Annotated in this window: 18 protein-coding genes and 1 tRNA gene; 13 read left to right on the top strand and 6 right to left on the bottom strand. The window is 55.1% G+C overall.

Annotated elements, in window-relative coordinates; all coding sequences use genetic code 11:
• The first annotated feature begins 60 nt into the window (after positions 1-60).
• Complete coding sequence (locus ACXAEW_RS05140) at positions 61-1,965, top strand: sigma-54 interaction domain-containing protein (protein WP_474940305.1); 1,905 nt, start codon at positions 61-63, stop codon at positions 1,963-1,965.
• Here ACXAEW_RS05140 and ACXAEW_RS05135 read toward each other — a convergent pair.
• Both ACXAEW_RS05135 and ACXAEW_RS05130 read right to left on the bottom strand, forming a co-directional pair.
• Entirely contained in the window at positions 1,962-3,614 is a 1,653-nt protein-coding gene (locus ACXAEW_RS05135) for an FAD-binding oxidoreductase (protein ID WP_474940304.1), read from the bottom strand. The two genes, ACXAEW_RS05140 and ACXAEW_RS05135, sit on opposite strands and share 4 nt — an antisense overlap.
• Before the next feature lie 68 nt (positions 3,615-3,682).
• Positions 3,683-4,306 (bottom strand): glutathione S-transferase family protein, encoded by a 624-nt coding sequence (locus ACXAEW_RS05130; protein WP_474940303.1) that lies wholly within the window; start codon positions 4,304-4,306, stop codon positions 3,683-3,685.
• A gap of 159 nt (positions 4,307-4,465) precedes the next feature.
• Between ACXAEW_RS05130 and ACXAEW_RS05125 the strand changes: the two genes are divergently transcribed.
• The 4 genes from ACXAEW_RS05125 (at position 4,466) to ACXAEW_RS05110 (ending at position 8,178) form a co-directional block, all read left to right on the top strand.
• Positions 4,466-5,365: a LysR family transcriptional regulator gene (locus tag ACXAEW_RS05125; protein ID WP_474940302.1), complete on the top strand. Its 900-nt coding sequence runs from the start codon at positions 4,466-4,468 to the stop codon at positions 5,363-5,365.
• 163 nt (positions 5,366-5,528) lie between these two features.
• Complete coding sequence (locus tag ACXAEW_RS05120; RefSeq protein ID WP_474940301.1) at positions 5,529-6,332, top strand: phosphodiesterase; 804 nt, start codon at positions 5,529-5,531, stop codon at positions 6,330-6,332.
• 155 nt (positions 6,333-6,487) lie between these two features.
• Positions 6,488-7,300 carry a glycosyltransferase gene (locus tag ACXAEW_RS05115; RefSeq protein ID WP_474940300.1) on the top strand — a complete coding sequence of 271 codons (813 nt, stop codon included), beginning with the start codon at positions 6,488-6,490 and terminating at the stop codon, positions 7,298-7,300.
• Entirely contained in the window at positions 7,297-8,178 is an 882-nt protein-coding gene (locus ACXAEW_RS05110) for a DMT family transporter (protein WP_474940299.1), read from the top strand. Before ACXAEW_RS05115 ends, ACXAEW_RS05110 begins: the two co-directional genes overlap by 4 nt.
• On the opposite strand, the gene ACXAEW_RS05105 is transcribed toward ACXAEW_RS05110, so the two are convergent.
• Complete coding sequence (locus tag ACXAEW_RS05105; protein ID WP_474940298.1) at positions 8,145-8,963, bottom strand: glycosyltransferase; 819 nt, start codon at positions 8,961-8,963, stop codon at positions 8,145-8,147. The two genes, ACXAEW_RS05110 and ACXAEW_RS05105, sit on opposite strands and share 34 nt — an antisense overlap.
• A 367-nt stretch (positions 8,964-9,330) precedes the next feature.
• Here ACXAEW_RS05105 and rpsL point away from each other — a divergent pair, with 367 nt between their 5' ends.
• From rpsL to tuf, 4 genes are all read left to right on the top strand, one after another.
• The gene (rpsL, locus tag ACXAEW_RS05100; RefSeq protein ID WP_005621086.1) at positions 9,331-9,702 is read left to right on the top strand and encodes a 30S ribosomal protein S12; all 372 of its coding nucleotides are present in this window, start codon (positions 9,331-9,333) and stop codon (positions 9,700-9,702) included.
• 15 nt (positions 9,703-9,717) lie between these two features.
• Positions 9,718-10,188, top strand: coding sequence for a 30S ribosomal protein S7 (gene rpsG, locus ACXAEW_RS05095; protein WP_474940297.1), 471 nt, complete (start codon positions 9,718-9,720; stop codon positions 10,186-10,188).
• 21 nt (positions 10,189-10,209) lie between these two features.
• Positions 10,210-12,327: an elongation factor G gene (gene fusA, locus ACXAEW_RS05090; RefSeq protein WP_474940296.1), complete on the top strand. Its 2,118-nt coding sequence runs from the start codon at positions 10,210-10,212 to the stop codon at positions 12,325-12,327.
• Positions 12,328-12,390: 63 nt separating this feature from the next.
• Positions 12,391-13,566 (top strand): elongation factor Tu, encoded by a 1,176-nt coding sequence (gene tuf, locus ACXAEW_RS05085; protein WP_474940295.1) that lies wholly within the window; start codon positions 12,391-12,393, stop codon positions 13,564-13,566.
• Positions 13,567-13,652: 86 nt separating this feature from the next.
• Here the strand turns inward: tuf and ACXAEW_RS05080 are convergent, their stop codons facing one another.
• Positions 13,653-14,693, bottom strand: coding sequence for an NAD-dependent epimerase/dehydratase family protein (locus ACXAEW_RS05080; protein ID WP_474940294.1), 1,041 nt, complete (start codon positions 14,691-14,693; stop codon positions 13,653-13,655).
• A gap of 64 nt (positions 14,694-14,757) precedes the next feature.
• Between ACXAEW_RS05080 and ACXAEW_RS05075 the strand changes: the two genes are divergently transcribed.
• Positions 14,758-15,330, top strand: a complete 573-nt coding sequence (locus tag ACXAEW_RS05075) for a TetR family transcriptional regulator (protein ID WP_474940293.1) — start codon at positions 14,758-14,760, stop codon at positions 15,328-15,330.
• 2 nt (positions 15,331-15,332) lie between these two features.
• On the opposite strand, the gene ACXAEW_RS05070 is transcribed toward ACXAEW_RS05075, so the two are convergent.
• Complete coding sequence (locus tag ACXAEW_RS05070) at positions 15,333-16,028, bottom strand: lysophospholipid acyltransferase family protein (RefSeq protein ID WP_474940292.1); 696 nt, start codon at positions 16,026-16,028, stop codon at positions 15,333-15,335.
• A 134-nt stretch (positions 16,029-16,162) separates the two neighbouring features.
• Here ACXAEW_RS05070 and ACXAEW_RS05065 point away from each other — a divergent pair.
• Positions 16,163-16,238 (top strand) — tRNA-Trp (locus ACXAEW_RS05065).
• Between the two features lie 100 nt (positions 16,239-16,338).
• Here the strand turns inward: ACXAEW_RS05065 and ACXAEW_RS05060 are convergent.
• Positions 16,339-18,522 (bottom strand): O-linked N-acetylglucosamine transferase, SPINDLY family protein, encoded by a 2,184-nt coding sequence (locus ACXAEW_RS05060; protein WP_474940291.1) that lies wholly within the window; start codon positions 18,520-18,522, stop codon positions 16,339-16,341.
• 367 nt (positions 18,523-18,889) lie between these two features.
• Between ACXAEW_RS05060 and secE the strand changes: the two genes are divergently transcribed.
• Together secE and nusG are read left to right on the top strand one after the other, a co-directional pair.
• The gene (gene secE, locus ACXAEW_RS05055) at positions 18,890-19,078 is read left to right on the top strand and encodes a preprotein translocase subunit SecE (protein WP_474940290.1); all 189 of its coding nucleotides are present in this window, start codon (positions 18,890-18,892) and stop codon (positions 19,076-19,078) included.
• Positions 19,079-19,444: 366 nt separating this feature from the next.
• The gene (nusG, locus tag ACXAEW_RS05050) at positions 19,445-19,978 is read left to right on the top strand and encodes a transcription termination/antitermination protein NusG (protein ID WP_474940289.1); all 534 of its coding nucleotides are present in this window, start codon (positions 19,445-19,447) and stop codon (positions 19,976-19,978) included.
• Positions 19,979-20,047 lie beyond the last annotated feature (69 nt).

Raw genomic sequence — 20,047 nt, 5'->3', positions numbered from 1 at the left:
GAAATGCAGATGGTTTTTTGTGCGACCGTTACGAAATATCGTGAATTACGACAGTTCGCGATGTCCGTACAAATCGTGGCCCGTCACAATCAGTTCATGCAAATCGAATCGAGCTTCTCGCTGTCCGTTGCGCTCAGCCCATTGCCCACGATGATCTATGATCCGCGTGCGGATAAGGTCTGTGAATGTGACAAACGTACATTTTCGCTATTCGAAGATCGCTTTCGATCTGGGGGGCTGGGTCCACTGCTGCGATCTTCTGCTGCGGAGTTCTCTGTCTTTCTTGAGGCCGTGTTCCACTATGGAACCTATGTTGAGGCAGGGTTGCGCTTTGCCACATCGGAGGGAAAGGAACTCAATCTGGAGGTATATGGCACCGCTGTTCCGGATACAGATCCAGCGTTGGTGTCATTGTCATTTCTGGACATTGACGCGCGTGGGCATCGTGCCTACCTGGCGGAGAAAAACGCGCACCACCGGGCCGGTTTCAACCACTGGCAGGAGGTTTATGGGTTTTTCCAGGAGGTCGAACGGGAGAACCAATTGATCCTGGATGCCGCCGGAGAGGGGATATACGGGATCAATGCGGAAGGTAAGGCGACATTTGTCAATCGTGCCGCTCAGGAAATGTTGGGCTGGAAGGCCGAAGATCTGATCGGTCAGGAGCTGCACTCCATTATTCATCACCATCATCTGAACGGCGATCATTTTCCTGCGCGCGAATGCCCGATCTACAAATCCTTTCGCATGGATGCGACCATGCGCGTGGATGAGGATGCGTTTTGGCGCAAGGACGGCAAGCCCATCCTTGTGGAATATGTCTCGACGCCGATTTATGATCGCGGCGTTTTGGCCGGGGCAGTGGTAATTTTTCGCGACATTACTGAACGGCGTGAAAACGAGCGGAAACTGCGCGCAGCCCTCAGTGAGAACGAAGAGCTGAAAGCGCAGCTGGAGCAGGAGAATGACTACTTGCTGACCGAGATTCGCACCTCGCGATTGCAAAAGGGCTTGATCGGAGAATCCGCATATGCCCGCAGTGTGAACGCCCAGATCAATCTGGTGGCTGAGACCGACACCAACGTTCTGGTGCGGGGGGCGCCGGGCAGTGGTAAAACGCAAATCGTGTCGCTCATCCATGATGCGAGCCCTCGCGGCAAGCGACCATTGGTGCATGTGGATTGCACCACAAAATCCGCCCGCGACTTAGAGATCGAACTGTTCGGCTATCGCAAGGGAGCCTTTCGCGGAGCGGAGCGGGACACAGTTGGTAAATTGGTTCTGGCGCAGAATGGTACGCTGCATCTGGACGAGATTACGGACATGCCGCTCGATTTCCAGACCAAGCTGCTGCAGGTCCTTCGCGACAGAGCTTTTACCCGTATCGGCGCGTCAGAGCCAACGCCGATCGGGACGCGGATCATCTCGTCGACCGCGCGCGACATTGATGCGGAATTGGGGGCGGGGCGTTTCCGGCGCGATCTCTATTTCGAGCTTGCGGTTTTCCCTGTGCAGACCCAAGACCTGCGTAGCCGCAAAGAAGATATTCCGCATCTGGCCCAGCATTTCCTGGAGCAATCCGTGCGTCGGTCACGCTTGCCGCAGACACGTCTGAGCCGAGCCAATATAGAAACGCTACAGTCCTATTCCTGGCCCGGTAATGTACGGGAACTTCAGAACGTTGTCGAACGCGCTGCCATCCTCGCGCAGGGAGGGAAACTGGTTTTTGACTTTGCCTCCGCCGCTGCGCCTCCTCAGATTGATCCGGAGCGGATTTACAACGATGCGGAGTTGCGAGAGATCGAACGGAACAATCTGGTAGCTTGTCTGCGCAGGTCAAACGGCCGAGTTTCCGGGGCTAAAGGGGCGGCTCAGCTCTTGGGATTGGCGCCAACGACTGTCTATTCGCGGATCAAATCGCACAAGATCACCGAAGCAGATTGGGCCAGCCATGCCCCGGCCTAGCGTTCTTTGCTTGCACCAAAGCTTTCGGTTTGTATCGCAGTGTCGGGAACGCCGCGTTGGCGAAGGGCTTCCGTCCAATCCATTGCAAAGGCGGTTGGGCCACAGATGAAAAACGCCGCTCCCTCTGGTGGTGTGCAGGTGCTCAGAATATCTGGCGTCAAGCGGCCGTCAAAGTGATGCTGTGATACCTGTTGGCCCGATCCTTTGGCCTGACTGTAAAATGTCACCATTCGGAGCGCCGGATGTTTGCGTCGCAAGAGGTCAAGGTCAAAGGCAAATGTGTGGTGAAAGGCATCTCGGGCGGCGTGCAGAAACCATATATCGCGTCTGGGATTCTGCTCGAGGGCAGCCTGAACCATGCTCATCATTGGTGTTATCCCAATACCTGCACTGACAAACATGATGGGCGTTTCAGCGCTCGGAAGGGTAAATTCACCGGCTGGGCGAAAAGCAGAGATCAAATCACCGACTTCCAGAAAATCGTGCAGATAGCGTGAAACAACCCCGTGCGGATCACGCTTGACTGTAATCCGATAGCGGCTCTGTCCCGGTAAGTTGGTCAGTGAATAGCTGCGTCGGATTTTCTCGGGCATTCCGGGCAGCGTCACTTCGATTGGGAGGAATTGACCCGCGCTAAAATCGTGGATTTCTCCCCGGTCGCGGGGCTCAAAGACAAAGGATGTGCTGTCAGCGCTTTCTACACGTTTCTCGATCAGCCGTAATTCACGGACTGCTTCCCCATCCTTGTCCCAGCGCAGGCGAAGCGCGCTGGGCAGTTCCACAACCTCGTCGATTTCGATTGTGACGATGCGGCGGGCACCGGGGAATTGGGCAAAGTCCGACTTTGATGCGTCGACTTTTGCACATCCGGTCAATTGCAACAGGCTCCCGGACGCGAAATCCAGAAACAGGAGGCCCGCCCGCCCGTCTCTCTGAATATTGCCAAGCGTGTTGTAGTAGTTGTTGCCCGGATAGTCTGGAAACCTGATCTGTCTGGAAGACATAACCCTCACAAATCCAGGGGCGCCACCGCGATGCGACGCATCCATCCCGTAGCTGGGATGTTCTCCTTCCCCACGGTATCCGCTGGCGATGAAAAACGTGTCTGCGGCGGAAATACAGTTTTGGTGCGCCACAGTCAGGCTTTTGTGGCGCGTGACAGCACCGGGTGTGGCCGTAGTCAGCTGCGTATAGTTGCGCGCATGAATGTGTTGCGGGCAATTGCCAAAGGATTGGTCGACAAGAAACTTCAGACCTTCGGCGGTTGTGTCGGAAATACGCCCGTTGACTCGGTTGCGTCTTCGGGTGGCCAATTCAATCCCAATCAGCCCCAGATCAACGCCGGATCGTAGCATTCCTTCCAATGCGTCGCCTTTTGCTGGTTGGCTTGCGATTGCCAAACTCTTGCTGTCAGGCGAGTTTACAAAACCAACGTCCCCTTCCAAAACCGTAGCCCAGGGGCGCCCTTCGGCATCACGTGCAGCGGCAACCAGAAAGGGTTGGTGGGCAAAGAACTCCCGATGCTGATCCGGCATAAAGGGGCGGATCGCGCGGCGGCCAAGGGCTTCTACGCGGCGTACGCCGAACTGCTCCTGCAGCGAGATTTCACCGTCATGGAACGGGGACAGATGATCGGCTTGTTGCGTCATGTCTTCCTCGCAAACAGGAACAGAAAACAGGGTGTCTTCCGGAGCTATATGCCCCGGAAGTATTTGGCTTATTCTGCGGCCAGGCCGACTTTGCTTGCGGGCATCCCAATAAAGCCTGGCAGAGCTTCGATACGAGCGACAAGCGCGCGCACATTGGGGTATGGTTCCAGCGACACATTCCCTTCCGGAGCGTGCGCCGTGTAGCTGTAGAAGGCGACATCAGCGATGGTCGGACGGTTGCCCACCAGCCATTCTTTTCCCTCCAAATAGCCTTCAAGGAAGGTAAAGGCCCGTTCCGAAACCGCTTGCGCACGCGCCGGATCAAGGTCCGCGCCGAACACAGTGATCAAACGAGCCGCGCAGGGCCCGCTCGCCAGTTCGCCGGCGGCAAAGGCAAGGAACTTGTGCAGCAGTGCTTCTTCTTCGATGTCGCTTGGGATCCACTCGGGTGCGTATTTGCGGGCCAGGTAAACCAGAATCGCATTGGAATCGGCCACAACTGTGTCTGCATCTTCGATCACCGGAACCAGACCAGCTGGGTTCAGCGACAAAAATGGCTCTTTCCTGTGGGCACCATTGACCAGATCGACGTCAATGGTCTCATAGTTGATGCCGGTCAAGGCGGCGAACAGCTCCACACGGTGGCAGTGGCCGGACAGCGGATGGCGGTGAATTTTGATGGCGTTGGACATTGGTACATTCCTCTTGGGTTACTGTGTCACGCAAAGGATCGGCGGGGGATCTGCTTTGGTGTCGTAACTATGGCTTTAGAATGCTGCGGGGATAATCTCTCGATTTGTTCAATCGTTATGTCTATTTTGTTCACAACGAATGACGAGGAGCGTAAGAGGGTGGATAAGATCGAGACAATGCGCGCCTTTATCTCTGTTGCACAGGAACAGTCTTTTACAGGCGCTGGGCGCAGATTGGGCATGTCGACCAAATTGGTGAGCAAATATGTACAGCATTTGGAAAGCCAGCTGCATACCCGCCTCTTCAATCGCACCACCCGCAGCGTGTCCTTAACTGAGGTCGGCGCTGCATATCTTGGGCGATGCCGGTCGATTCTGGAGCAGATTGACGATCTGGATGCTTTGGTGCGCGAACATCAGGTTGAGCTTGCAGGCCCAGTTCGGTTGACCGCACCAACCGGTTTTGGCAGCACCCGATTGACAGACGCGCTTATACCTTTTCTGCGGGCGCATCCGGATGTGCATTTGGATCTCAAACTTTCGGACTCCCGCGTTGCGCTGGTGGAAGAAGGGCTGGATTTGGCGATCCGGATTGGCGTGTTGAGGGACTCGACCATGATTGTGCGCAAGCTTGCTGATATGCCGCTGATCGTCTGTGCTTCACCGGCCTATTTGGATGTTCACGGGCGGCCCCGTGATCCACGCGCTTTGGCGACGCATACTTGTCTGGTGGATGAAAATCAGGCCAATCTGAATGCCTGGCGTTTTTGGTCTGACGAAGGCGAAGAGCATGTCGCAAAATTGAACGTGACCACCCGCGCCAACGCGCCGGCGGTATTGGCGCGCATGGCGATTGGGGGGCTCGGTATTGCGCGGTCGCCGCGCTATACGGTGGAAGAGGCTCTGAATAGCGGTGCCTTGGAAGAAATCTTACCCGGATATAAAACCGACACTTATGGTGTCTTCGCGCTCTATCCGCACAATCGGCATTTGACACGCCGAGTGCGCGCCTTGATCGACCACCTCGCAGCAGAGTTCAGCGCAAAAAAGCATGAGTGACGGCAGCAGAAACCCGTCCAGATTATGAGATGGCCGTCACAAGAATGAGCTCTGCACTGATTAGTGTGTTTAAACACGAACGAGACATTTGGCTGTGCCGACAACTTCCAAAATGGGCGAGACGCGCCACCTAGGACAGCTAACCTATGATCAAAGGCCTAAGATGAAGATCATCCATATTTCAGATATCCACCTGACCGTACCTGGCGAGCAAATGGGCGGTTTGGACCCTCATGCCCGCTTCGCAAAGGCGCTCGCTGATGTGGCTGAAAACCACGCCGACGCCGCGCGCATTGTCATAACCGGTGATCTGACCCATTGGGGTGAAGTTGCCGCCTATGAGGCGCTGAAACGGGCGATTGCGGATGTAGATATTCCGGTGCGATTGCTTTTGGGAAATCACGACGATCGTGCCAACTTTCGGCGTGTCTTTCCAGATCACCCAGTAGACCCCAATGGCTATGTGAACCATGCGGAGGCGCTAGGCGGGGTTCGCTACATCTATTTGGATACAGTCGGAGAGAAAACCCATGCAGGTCATTTCGGCCCGGACCGTGTCGAATGGCTGTCTGCTGAACTTGAAGCTTGCGAACGTGCGCGCCTGTTCTTGCACCACAACCCGATGCCGGTCGGTCTGCCAGCCGAAGATCCCATAGCATTGGTTGCCAAAGACCAGCCCGCCTTCCACGGGGTGCTCAAAGAATACGGTGACCGGATCGAGTATTTTCATTTTGGTCATGTTCATGCGCCGATACATGGTGTGTTTATGGGCGTTCCCTTTGCCTCAGTTCCGTCCACCGGCAATCAGACCTATCCAGACCTGAATGAACAAACATGGCTGAAAGGCGGCGCATTGGATCCTGCCTATTTCGTATTGTCCATTGAGGGTGGCCACACGCTGATCCACCAGATCCCCTTTGCCTGGGAGGGCGAGATCGGGCGTTTCGGCACCGCTTGGGAAGACTGAGTTCATTCGCTCAGCTCATCTGCAGGCGGCCATCGTGCGAAATGCGGCAGTGTGGCGGAATACTGGAGCCATAAGGGGAATCTTAGTCTTCGGTGCGTTAGAAATGATTGCTCCCGCGACTGCGGAACAATCTGCTAGCTGGCCGTTGATACAAGATGACACTGAAGATTCAGATCGTAGGATTGGTGCGCTTTTCGGTGCTGAGCCCGACGTTCTATACGCAACGCTTTCAGTCTTTGGATGAAATCGCGGCGTATCTGTATGCGCCGGAGCGCATGGAGCTGCGCTTCCGCTTGTTCGAAGCATTGTGTCTGCCCTCTTTGGTTGGCCAAAACGATGATGGTTTTGAAACCGTTATTTTGACGTCTAAATGCCTGCCCAAGGAATACTGGGAACGGCTGCAAGACCTTGTGGAACCCTTTCCCAAAATCACTTGCAAGCAGTTCTGGCCGAGCAACCACTTTCGTTTGTTGAAACGCGGGTTCGATTCTGTTTCTCCGGGAGAGGCGACACATCGGGTACAATTCCGGCTGGATGATGATGACTGTCTGGATAATGAATTCATCAGCCGCCTGCGGCGTACAGCAGAAGGCCTGATCCCGTTGCAGGGAGACGGGGAGCCTTTTGCACTATGTGGCAACCGTGGATTCTATGCGCATAAAACCCGGATAGGGGTGCAGGTGTATGATTCCTGCGAACATGCGCCTCTGTCTGCCGGTGCCACGATTGTTGGCAAAGTCGGCCAGCGCTTGAACCCTTATCGGTTCAACCATCGGCGCTTTGCTCAACATTATAACACCTATTCAGACATCTCAGTGCCGTCTTTTGTCCGCACCGTCCATGGTGACAATAAATCTGATGCGACACAAATGGGCTTGACCCGTCGGTGGTCTCGGGCGCAGATCGACAGTGCCTTGCGAAAGCACTTTGATTTGACCCCTGATTTCCTGAACGAGCTCCTTGCATGACATCCAACCAAACGGGTGCGCTTTTTATGGTGGCGGGCATGTCCGCCTATACGCTGAATGACGCGCTGGTGAAACTGGCGGGCGTCGATTTACCGTTGTCGCAAATCCTTGTGATGCGTGGAGTGATGGCCTCGGCGCTTCTGATCTTCATGGCCAAGCTCATGGGAGAGCCGCTGGTTCCGCGGGGACGAAAGGAATGGGGGTTTGTTCTTCTGCGGGCCACTTGCGAAGTGGCAGCGACCTATTTTTTTCTGACAGCTTTGATGGTGATGCCAATCGCCAACGCCACAGCAGTCATGCAGGCCATACCGCTCTCTGTTACATTGGCAGCCGCGTTGTTGCTTCCCGAGCAGGTAGGCTGGCGCCGTATCTTGGCCATTGTGGTGGGGTTTTTCGGGATGTTGCTGATTGTAAGGCCCGGTGCAGACGGGTTTTCCGAAGGGACGTTTTTTGTCCTCATAACAGTGCTTCTGATCACAAGCCGCGATATGCTCACCCGTTTTGTACCTGCCGGAGTTCCGGCTCTGTCAATGGCAGTCACAACCTCTGTGGGGGTGACGTTCTTTGGTGTGGTTCTCAGCCAGAGCCAGCAATGGGTAAGTCCAGCACCACAGCACTTCGGATTGTTGCTTGGCGCATCTGTGTTGATACTGACAGGCTACTTATGTTCAGTCTATTCGATGCGGGCAGGAGACGTCTCATTTACGGCCGCGTTCCGCTATAGTGGGCTGTTGGTGGCACTGATGGCTGGGCTGGTGCTTTTTGAACAATGGCCCGATCCACTTACGCTATTGGGTGCCGCTATTGTTGTTGGTGCAGGGCTGTTTACGCTGATGCGGGAAAATCAACTGCGCAAGCGGGCCCCGTCGGATAGCTGATCGATTTCTGCGGGACCGATTGCAAAACTGCGCTGCAGAACGCGGCGCTGGGCTTCGGTGATCGGGTGCATATCTTCGCGTGCGGCACTTTTCTGGCGCGAGTCATTGAACCGGTTGTGGCTGCGCAAAAACATGGCCCGCTGGTTTAGGCTAACCGTTGGCATTTTCTGGAAAACACGATGATGCGCGAAATTCATGACCGATGTGGTGACGCCACTTCCAACAGAAATCGCCAATGCTGCGGCCTGATAGGGGCGCACAACCTCTGACACCCAAAACTGTTCGGCTTCTGGTCTGACCAGGAAACCGGCGTTGAAATCGAAAGCCACATGGTCGTTGTGCTGAACCAACCCTGCACAGTCCTTTGTTGCGGATTTAAGGTGCTGGACAAAATCCACCGCAACTGCGTCATCATCATCCATCCGAAACTGCAGGCAAGGCTCAGAGATGTCGTGCCGGGCTTCGTTCAATATCTTGCGCATCAGCGGGCGGTGTCGCGCCGGCGCTTCGGCGCGGATGTGTAGCCGTTCCATCCCAGAGCACAGGTCACGCAGTCGCTCTTCGTATTTTTTGGGCAAACTGTCCCCAATCACCACGATCAGGTCGAAATCAGGATCGGTCTGTGCCTTCATGGAAGGCAGCATTATCGCTTCGAACAGCGTAAAGCGTTCCTCCATGCGGTCGGCTGCATATAAATAGGCAATGCGCTCTTCGAGTGTTTCATGCTCCACTTGAAAGCCGCCAATTGCAGGGTAGGAAAACCGGCACAAACCAATTACTTGCATATCTCTGAGGCGCTCGTGTCATTACGTCAAACTGACTATGACCACAGACATGTTGCATCACAAGACTTGGTTGCGGTGCGTCCGGCTATGATGTTGACAAGCCTCGCGACTCCCCCTATACGCCCGCTATCCGGCAATGGGGTATTCCCTCTGATGCCGAATTCAAAAGTTAAGTGGATCAAGGTTCAGGCACTTTTATCACCTGAATCCTCTGTAAACACACCGCGACGTTTACCTCGGAATGGAAACGTTTGCGGTTTTTGCGCTTGTCTAAGGATCTGATCCCGAGGCCTGCGCGAGAAGAATGAGCCGCACAGCCCGAGGGTTTGTGCATGACGAAATGTTGCAAAACGGGGATATAACCGGAATGCCAACGATCCAACAGCTGATCCGCAAGCCGCGGCAGCCGAAAGTAAAACGCTCCAAATCCATGCACCTGGAGCAGTGCCCTCAGAAGCGTGGCGTTTGCACCCGCGTTTACACCACTACACCGAAGAAACCGAACTCCGCGATGCGTAAGGTTGCGAAGGTTCGTCTGACCAACGGTTTCGAGGTGATCTCTTATATCCCGGGTGAAAGCCACAACCTTCAGGAACACTCCGTAGTTCTGATCCGCGGCGGTCGTGTAAAAGACCTTCCGGGTGTCCGTTACCACATCCTGCGCGGTGTTCTGGATACCCAAGGTGTTAAAGATCGTAAGCAACGTCGTTCGAAGTACGGCGCAAAGCGTCCCAAGTAAGAAGGAGAGGCATAGATGTCACGTCGTCACGCCGCAGAAAAACGCGAAGTCCTGCCCGACGCCAAATTTGGCGACCGCGTTCTGACCAAATTCATGAACAACCTGATGATCGACGGCAAAAAGTCGGTTGCAGAGAAAATCGTCTATAACGCGCTGGACCGCGTTGAGACCAAAGTCAAACGCGCCCCTGTGGAAGTGTTCCACGAAGCGCTGGACAACGTAAAACCGTCTGTTGAGGTTCGTTCCCGCCGTGTTGGTGGTGCAACCTATCAGGTTCCGGTTGAAGTACGCCCCGAGCGCCGCGAAGCACTGGCAATCCGCTGGTTGATCACCGCCGCACGTGGTCGCAACGAGAACACAATGGAAGAACGCCTCGCCGGTGAGCTGCTTGACGCTGTACAAAGCCGTGGCACTGCCGTTAAGAAGCGCGAAGACACGCACAAGATGGCTGAGGCAAACAAAGCCTTCTCGCACTATCGCTGGTAAACCTTCAGAGGCTGATTCCAAATGGCACGCGAATATCCGCTCGACCGCTACCGTAACTTCGGTATCATGGCGCACATCGATGCAGGTAAAACTACCTGCTCCGAGCGCATCCTGTATTACACTGGTAAATCACACAACATTGGTGAGGTGCACGATGGTGCGGCCACCATGGACTGGATGGAGCAGGAGCAGGAACGCGGCATCACCATCACTTCGGCTGCGACCACCACATTCTGGGAACGCACCGAAGACGGTAAGACCGCAGACACCGAAAAGCACCGTCTGAACATCATCGACACCCCCGGCCACGTTGACTTCACTATCGAAGTTGAACGTTCGCTGGCGGTTCTCGACGGTGCAGTCTGTGTTCTGGACGCCAACGCTGGCGTTGAACCCCAGACCGAAACCGTGTGGCGTCAGGCTGACCGCTACAAGGTTCCGCGTATTGTTTTTGTCAACAAGATGGACAAAATCGGCGCGGACTTCTTCAACTGCGTGAACATGATCGAAGACCGCACCGGCGCACGTGCTGTTCCGGTTGGTATTCCGATCGGCGCGGAAACCGAGCTGGAAGGCCTGGTTGACCTCGTGACCATGCAGGAATGGGTCTACATCGGCGAAGACCTCGGCGCGACCTGGGAAAAGCGTGAAATCCGCGCTGAGCTCAAGGACATGGCCGACGAATGGCGTGGTAAGATGATCGAAGCGGCCGTCGAGCAAGACGACGACGCGATGATGGAATACCTGGAAGGCAATGAGCCTGACGTCGCCACTTTGCGTGCTTTGCTGCGCAAAGGCACCCTTGCGCTGGACTTCGTTCCGGTTCTGGGTGGGTCCGCGTTCAAAAACAAAGGTGTTCAGCCGTTGCTGAACGCTGTGATCGACTATCTTCCGAGCCCGCTCGACGTTGTTGATTACATGGGCTTCGCACCTGGTGACGAAACCGAAGAACGTAACATCGCACGTCGCGCCGACGACGAAATGGCCTTCTCTGGCCTGGCGTTCAAAATCATGAACGACCCCTTCGTTGGCTCCCTGACCTTCACACGCGTTTACTCTGGCGTGCTGAACAAGGGCGACAGCATCCTCAACTCCACCAAAGGTAAGAAAGAGCGCGTCGGTCGTATGATGATGATGCACTCCAACAACCGTGAGGAGATTGATGAAGCATTCGCGGGTGACATCATCGCGCTGGCGGGTCTGAAAGACACCACCACCGGTGACACTCTTTGCGACGCCAAAGAGCCAGTTGTTCTGGAAACCATGACCTTCCCCGACCCGGTTATCGAAATCGCGGTTGAGCCGAAGACCAAAGGTGACCAGGAGAAAATGTCTCAAGGTCTGGCTCGTCTGGCTGCCGAAGATCCGTCCTTCCGTGTTGAGACTGACCTCGAATCTGGTCAGACCATCATGAAAGGCATGGGCGAACTTCACCTGGACATCCTGGTTGATCGTCTGCGTCGCGAGTTCAAGGTCGAAGCGAACATTGGTGCGCCGCAGGTGGCCTATCGCGAAACCATCTCGCACGAGGTTGAGCACTCCTACACCCACAAGAAACAGTCTGGTGGTTCGGGTCAGTTCGGTGAGGTTAAACTCATCATCACCCCGACCGAAGCAGGCGAAGGTTTCTCCTTCGAGAGCCGCATCGTTGGTGGTGCTGTTCCCAAGGAATATATCCCGGGTGTTGAAAAGGGCGTTCAGTCCGTCATGGACTCCGGTCCGTTGGCTGGCTTCCCCGTGATCGACTTCAAGGTTGCTCTGATCGACGGTAAGTTCCACGATGTGGACTCTAGCGTTCTGGCCTTTGAAATCGCATCCCGTATGTGTATGCGTGAAGGCATGAAAATGGCCGGCGCGAAACTTCTGGAACCGATCATGAAAGTAGAAGTGATCACTCCGGAAGAATACACCGGTGGCATCATTGGTGACCTCACCTCCCGTCGTGGTCAGGTGTCCGGTCAAGAGCCGCGCGGCAATGCGATTGCGATTGATGCAAACGTTCCGCTGGCGAATATGTTCGGCTACATCAACACTCTGCGTTCGATGTCTTCTGGCCGCGCCCAGTTCACCATGCAGTTCTCGCACTACGATCCGGTTCCGCAGAACATCTCTGACGAGATCCAGGCGAAATACGCGTAAGCGTTCCCAAAATTGGAGGGTAGGCAAGGGTGCCTGCCCTTCTCAACGAAAAGGAGGCCTCTCATGGCTAAGGAAAAGTTTGAACGTACAAAACCGCACGTCAACATCGGCACCATCGGCCACGTTGACCACGGTAAAACCACGCTGACCGCAGCGATCACCAAATACTTTGGTGACTTCAAGGCCTACGACCAGATCGACGGCGCACCGGAAGAAAAAGCACGCGGCATCACCATCTCCACCGCCCACGTGGAATATGAGACCGAAAACCGTCACTACGCACACGTCGACTGCCCCGGCCACGCTGACTATGTGAAGAACATGATCACCGGTGCGGCGCAGATGGACGGCGCGATCCTGGTTGTGAACGCCGCTGACGGCCCGATGCCGCAGACTCGTGAGCACATCCTGCTGGGCCGCCAGGTTGGCATCCCGAAGATGGTTGTCTTCATGAACAAAGTTGACCAGGTCGACGACGAAGAGCTGCTGGAACTGGTGGAAATGGAAATCCGCGAGCTGCTGTCTTCCTATGACTACCCGGGCGACGATATTCCGATCGTTGCAGGCTCCGCTCTGGCGGCGATGGAAGGCAACAAGCCTGAAATCGGCGAAGAGAAAATCAAAGAGCTGATGGCGGCTGTTGACGACTACATCGACACCCCTGAGCGCGCTGTTGACCAGCCGTTCCTGATGCCGATCGAAGACGTGTTCTCGATCTCTGGTCGTGGTACCGTTGTGACCGGTCGTGTTGAGCGCGGCGTGATCAACGTCGGCGACGAGATCGAAATCGTTGGTATCCGCGACACCTCCAAAACCACCTGTACCGGTGTTGAAATGTTCCGCAAGCTGCTGGACCGCGGTGAAGCAGGCGACAACATCGGCGCGCTGCTGCGTGGTGTTGACCGTGAAGGTGTTGAGCGTGGCCAGGTTCTGTGTAAGCCCGGTTCCGTGAACCCGCACACCAAGTTCGAAGCAGAAGCCTATATTCTGACCAAAGAAGAAGGTGGCCGTCACACCCCGTTCTTCGCGAACTACCGTCCGCAGTTCTACTTCCGCACCACCGACGTCACCGGCACCGTTACTCTGCCCGAGGGCACCGAGATGGTTATGCCTGGCGACAACCTGAAGTTCGACGTTGAGCTGATCGCACCGATCGCGATGGAAAACGGTCTGCGCTTCGCGATCCGCGAAGGCGGCCGCACCGTCGGCGCCGGCGTTGTGTCTAAAATCACCGAGTAATCAACTCGTCTGATGTGACTTACGGAAAGGGCGCCCCAAGGGGCGCCCTTTTTGCATTTGTTTCATGTCTATTGGTTAAAGCCCCCTCACCCGGTCAGTAACCCATGTTGTCTAAGGCTGTTGGCCATGTCGGATATTGTTTCTTTCGCTGGTACGGGATCCCGTTTGAGCAACGTCATACCACGGCTGGCGTCCAGGCGCGGCCGGTAGCCAAGTTCCACTAAATTTGCCCGAATATCAGCGTTGAACAGGGCGTAGATTCGCACTGTCCAATCAGGTAGCGTCAGCTTCGGCAACCGGCTAGCGCGTTCTGGAAGCGCAGCCTTGAGTGCGTCCCCCAATTCGCGAAGTGATTGGATTTCAAACGCAGCGGGCACTCTGCGGCCAAAGGTCACCTCATTTGTCAGCGCTTCGCAATGGATCCGTGCCAAATCGCGCACATCCACAAGATGAAGGTAAAGATCTGGGACCGCCGGAAACTCTCCATTCAACATGCGACGTATCAGATCGCCGGATGTGCCGGGGTCTTCGTCCAACAGCGGGCCAAGGATGAAACCCGGATTTATTACCGTCAGATCTTGGGGCCTTCCGGCCGCCTGCATAATATCCCATGCCCGCATTTCAGCTCGTGTCTTTGACTCTGCATAGGCATTCAATGTCCCGCTGTCCGGATCAGCCCAATCTTCAGGGCCAAGTTCAGCCGGGCCTGATTGGCCACGCCCGTTGACGATCGCCACGCTGGATGATGTTAAGACAACCCGTTTCACTCCGGCTTTTAGGGTTGACTGAAGCGCGCGTTCCGTGCCTTCGACTGCCGGGCCAACCAGTTTCATTTTGTCCTCTGGCATAGCCGTGACAAATGGTGAAGCCACATGCATCAGGTATTCCGCACCTGCTGCAGCCTCATTCCAGCCGGTGTCCCGTGTAAGGTCGAGTTCCACAAATGTGAGCTTTGACAGATCTGCCCCCTGCTCGGACAGCGTTTTGCGCACATGATTGGCGCGCGCCAGATTTCGCATTGTGCCTCTGACGTGATAGCCTGACCGGAGAAGTTCAAGCGCGATATGTCCCCCGAGGTACCCTGTTATCCCGGTCAGAAGAACCGTAGTATTGGAATTAGTCGCCATCTATAGGCCTCCATTAATGAACAAAATGAACTCAAATCGTTCAATATGATATAAGAAGCGCGCCATGACACTTTCAACCCGGGGGTTGCGAAAACAAGAAGCTATTCTGGACGCAGCAGAAGCCATGTTTCTGCGGCTTGGCCTCAGGGCAGCAACGATGGGAGGTCTGGCGAATGAGGCGGGCGTCGCAAAGGCCACGCTTTACGGGTATTTCCCGGAAAAAGACGCCGTGTTCGCTGCGGTTGTCGACCGGTTTCAGAGCCGTTTGGCAGCAGAGTTTCGAAAAAATTTGGCACAGGAGACAACCGCGGCAAGCCGGATCTCCGCCGCCTTGATTGGCAAATCACTAACAGTGTTCCGGGTTCTTCAGGGGTCACCGCATGCCGATGAGCTTTTGGCAGGAAAAAAATCGCTCTACGAAGATCGCCGAAATACGGAAGAACAGTGGGTTATCGATTTGCTAGCGCCAGTTCTGGAGGTTGACTTTGGGCCGCAGTCAACGGAACTGGCCGGGCTGCTACTGGCCTGTGCAGTCGGAATTTCTCAGCGCGCGCAGAGCGAATCTGAATTGGAAAAGGGGATCGAAACTGTCGTGTCGGCCGTTCTATCCGCGGCGAAGAGGTCTGACCCTCATTAAGTTCACCGAAGCTTGTTGTGTCTGCCTGCCATGGTATCTGCTTGGTCTGTGACGGTGTCCAAGGCCCGCGAAATATCGGATTGCAGACGCGCAACGTCCTGTTCAGTTGGTTTTTTGGGCACGGTTTCCGTCCATTCTTTGCAGAGGAACACTCCGCGCGAGAAGGGGAGGGGGAGCATTTGTTTGTCCCATGTTGGGATCTTCAGTACATGTTTCTCAGCAAATGCGACGGTGAAAACCCGGGAACCTGTCATCCGCGCCCACATGACCGGTACTTGCGAAGACTGGCGAGCGGGGCCTCGTGGCCCGTCGGCCGCAAGGCCAATAGAACAGCCGTCTTTAGTGCGACGCAATACTTCGCGCGACAGGGCCACATGGCGTTGGTGGCTGGACATTGGAATGGTCTCAAACCCGAGACGCACGAGAATTTGCCCTGCCAGCCGCCCGGCACGTGCTGCAGATGTCAGTGCACAGATCCGACCTTTTGTCGTGTCGAAAATAAAAGGTGCCATGATCAACCGTTGGTGCCACAGGACAAAAATAACCGGCTCCCCACGGGCAACACAGGCATCCATCTCATCGAAACCTTCACGCCGCCATCGGGAAGTCCTGTAGGCGAATCGTACATAAGCCGCGAAAAAGCCCTCTACCGCGCGGTTAAAACGAGGGCTGTTGGCGATTTTCTTGCGAAGGCTCACGTTTTCGGGTCCTTTTTCCGCCTGTCATAGACCAGCAAAACCAGCCCTGCCAGTGCTGACGTCGAATGAGGGGATTTTGCAGCGATTTCCCTCTTGATACTGTTGCGACAGTGGCTTAGGAACACCCGCACCATAGGGGTATAGCTCAGTTGGTAGAGCGACGGTCTCCAAAACCGTAGGTCGCGGGTTCGAACCCTGCTGCCCCTGCCATTTTTCAATCAGACTGATACGAATTGACCGGACACGACACGTGGTCGAATCCGGTTTGTTCTGTATGTGTAGCAGTGCGCCTTTGGTGCAAAGATCGCTCTCAGGCGACAGCAGCTGAGTTCGGCATCAACGTGTACCCACTGGTGGATGTGGCAACATCAATATGGTCCGGAAGCTCACCTTTCATCCAGCGGCCAAAGGCGAGGTCCAGCCCTTCTTCGAGGTCGCGCGTGAAACAATGCGTGTCGAATAGCGGCATGGTCATTCGGTTTGCACTTAGCCGCGACTTGATGTCGTTAAGTCGTGCAGGATCCTGAGCGATAGCGAGAGCCTGGCGTTCATATGCTGCTGGCGTGCTGGTGATCAGCTCTGGCAGCCCAACTGCCGATAGCAGGCTGGCACTGACTCGTGCTGCGAATTGTTTGCCGACCATGGTGAGGACAGGTAGGCCAGACCAAAGTGAGTCGCTCGCCGTAGTATGGGCATTTACCACAAAGGTATCGAGGAAAAGGTCTGCCAGCTGGTGACGCGCCAAATGTTCAGCCTGCCCCATGCGTTCCGCAAAGACGAGACGCTCAGCAGAAATTCCGCGTGCTTCGGCTTCGGCCTTCAGATTCGCCTTGGAGGTTTCGCTCGTATCGAGCAGCCAAAGCACGCTACCTTCGACCTGGCCCAGCAGGCGCATCCAGATGTCGAACTCAGCTGGTGTGATCTTGTAGCTATTGTTGAAGCAACAGAAAACGAACCCGTTCTCGGGAAGATGGCAATCCGCACGCGTGACTGGCGTGTTGGAAATGACGCGATTCCGGTCGTTGATTTGGTAGCTGTGTGGCATCCGGATGAGATGTTCATCGTAATACCGCTCGCTCCCAGGAGGGCACACCTGCCAATCCGCGATCATGTAGTCGTAAACATTTGTGCCCATCGTCCCTGGGTATCCCAGGTAAGCAATTTGAATTGGGGCCAAACGAGCTCCAAATATGGAACAGCGGTTGTTGCCCGTGAAGCCTTTAAGATCGATTGCAATGTCCAACTGATCCTGGTGCGCTCGGTCTATCAGCTGCTTGTTCGAAAGCTCCGAGGCCTCAATGAAGTGATCAACGTGATTCTGAACCTGCGCGCGGCCTTCATCTTGAATGTTCGGGCCGAAGGAATAGGCAAATATCTCGAAACGTTCATCGTCATGCGCTGCAAACAAGCCGCCCATCAGATGCAGTGTCGCATGATTGTGGAAGTCGGATGAGAAATAGCCAATCTTTAAGCGTTGGGGCCGCTGGGAAGGGGCGCGACGTAACGGGGCTGTCATCACAGGGATTTTTTCACCCGCATAAGCCTGTGTGCGAATCCGCAAGAGATCCGGGTTGTCTTCCATCGCCATCAGGGGAAAGGGGGAGCAGGCAGTGCCCTGAAGCCCCAGGAACCTACGATTGAGATGATACTCTTCGGCCCAGTGCCAGTCGTTTAGATGAGCCATCGCGTGAAGCTTCGCAGTCTTGGTGCGGTCGCAGTTTGGACATTCCGCTTCAGCCTTTTGCAAATACGGAAGTGCCTTTTCGTTATCGCCCTTTTCGACATGAAGAAGGCCGAGATTGAAAAGGGCAGGCTGAAGTTTCGGATCCTCTGCGATGGCGCGCTCAAGGGTTTTTTCTGCCTCCGCCGACTGACCGGTTTCACGTAACGCGCTGGAGTAATTATACAAAACCTTCGCGTTTTCGGGCGCTGTATCGCTTGCGATTCGCAAGAAGGCCACTGCTTCACTTGCTTGGCCAAGCGCCAGCAGGAGATTTCCGAAATCATTCAGCAGTACAGTGTTTTGTGGTTCAAGTTGCAAGGCTTTGCGATAAAGCGCTTGCGCATTTTCCAGTTGCCCCTGTTTGGCGCAAACGCTGGCCATCAGGCCAAAGGTTTTGCCACTCTTGCTGTTGAGCTCCATCGCCTTGTTTAGGCAGGTTGCAGCTTCGTTCAGGGCACCTCGCAGCATGTGGCATTGTCCCAGGGCTTGCCACAGGAAGTGAGACTTGCGGTAGGTATTCAGGTTGCTGGCGCAATTTGACGCAGCCTGCGCAATGTTACCGTCAGAGATGTCGCGCTTTATCTGGTCGATCAGATCGGAGGGTGGCTCATCAATGTTTTTTAAACGATTTCGCAATGAGGCGAGCGCTTCGCGAGCTTTGGCGTTCTGGGGGAAATGATCAAGAATGTCCCCATATGCCTTGGCGGCGTCTTCGAGCTTTTGATCGCGCTCAAGGCGTTTTGCTTTGCTGAGGCGTTTTGCGACGGTCATGGAATCCTATCTCACTTGCGATGCGCTGATGCGGCGGGGTGCGTTCCTGCACCAAAACCCGTAGTGCGAACCAAGTTAGGATAAGAAAATTAATATAGAATTGATTCAGGCTGCGCTGATTTGGCTTCAGGCAGCTCAGGCGTCGGACAGATCAGAGGTGCGTTTCTGCCTCAATTCATTTGCCTTACCGGGTCGCCAACGCAAAACTTAGACTAGGTTTGTAAATGCGGGCTTCGGACAAGGCAACGGAGGGGGAACGCAGCGCATTTGCAGCCAGATCGCAGTTTTCATACGCTGCCCTTGAAATGAGGCGCAACACCAGTTAAATCCCCGCAGATCGCATCATAGCAAAAAGAGACGCAGCCAAATGGCCAGCATCAATCCAGTTCAGTTCATCCAGCAAGTCCGTGCCGAGGTTTCCAAAGTCGTTTGGCCGACTCGCCGTGAAGTGTTGCTGACCACTGTCATGGTATTTGTCATGGCTGCATTGACGGCCGTGTTCTTTGCGCTCGTCGATCTGGCCATCAAGTCTGGCCTTGGGGTCATTCTCGGTTGATGGCGGGTAGTCGGTAGTGCTGCTGACCGCGGCCATTTTGTTTGTCATGGCTGCATCGACAGGCGTGTTTTTTGTGCTGGTGGATTTTACCATCCAGTCTGGTATCGGTTTTATCCTAAACTGATGTGACGTGAGCGGGAGTAGAAAAACTCCCCTCTTTTCGCAGCGTGTAATGCGGCTTACCCTTGATCTTGTGGATGAGTGGGGGTAGTTGAGCCGCTATCCCTGACGTTGGCGTGTGGCGATTCGGTTGCACGCCGATTTTTGTTGGGCACGGTCACGACGCAAATGCGGATGGGCGTGAGTTGAATTAGAAACGATGTGCGGGCTGTAAATGCGCGCGGCAGGACAAGGACGATCAGGTTCATGGCGAAACGGTGGTATTCGGTCAGCGTTCTTTCGAACTTCGAAAAGAAAATCGCAGAACAGATCCGTGCCGAGGTGATCGAAAAGGGCCTTGAGGACGAGATCGACGAGGTTCTGGTTCCGACCGAAGAGGTGATTGAGGTGCGTCGCGGCAAGAAGGTGACCACCGAGCGTCGCTTTATGCCGGGTTATGTTCTTGTGCACATGGAGATGTCTGATCGCGGATATCACCTGATTTCATCGATCAACCGCGTCACCGGTTTCCTCGGCCCGCAAGGCCGCCCGATGCCGATGCGCGATGCGGAAGTGAACGGTATTCTGAACCGCGTGAGCGAGAATGAAGAGACGCCGCGTACTTTGATTTCCTTCGAAGTCGGGGAGAAGGTCAAAGTGAACGATGGTCCGTTCGAAGATTTCGACGGTATGGTCGAAGGGGTCGACGACGAGCATCAGAAGCTCAAGGTCACCGTGTCGATCTTTGGCCGGGAAACCCCGGTCGAACTGGATTTCACTCAGGTCACCAAGCAGTCCTGATGAAACAGGCCGCGTTTTTGGTTTGTCCAAGGCGCGGCTTTGAGCGTGGGAGGCTATGGCATCGCGATG

Source organism: Epibacterium sp. ABZ3_068 (assembly GCF_056159265.1).
This window is presented reverse-complemented; position numbering and strand designations above follow the sequence as displayed.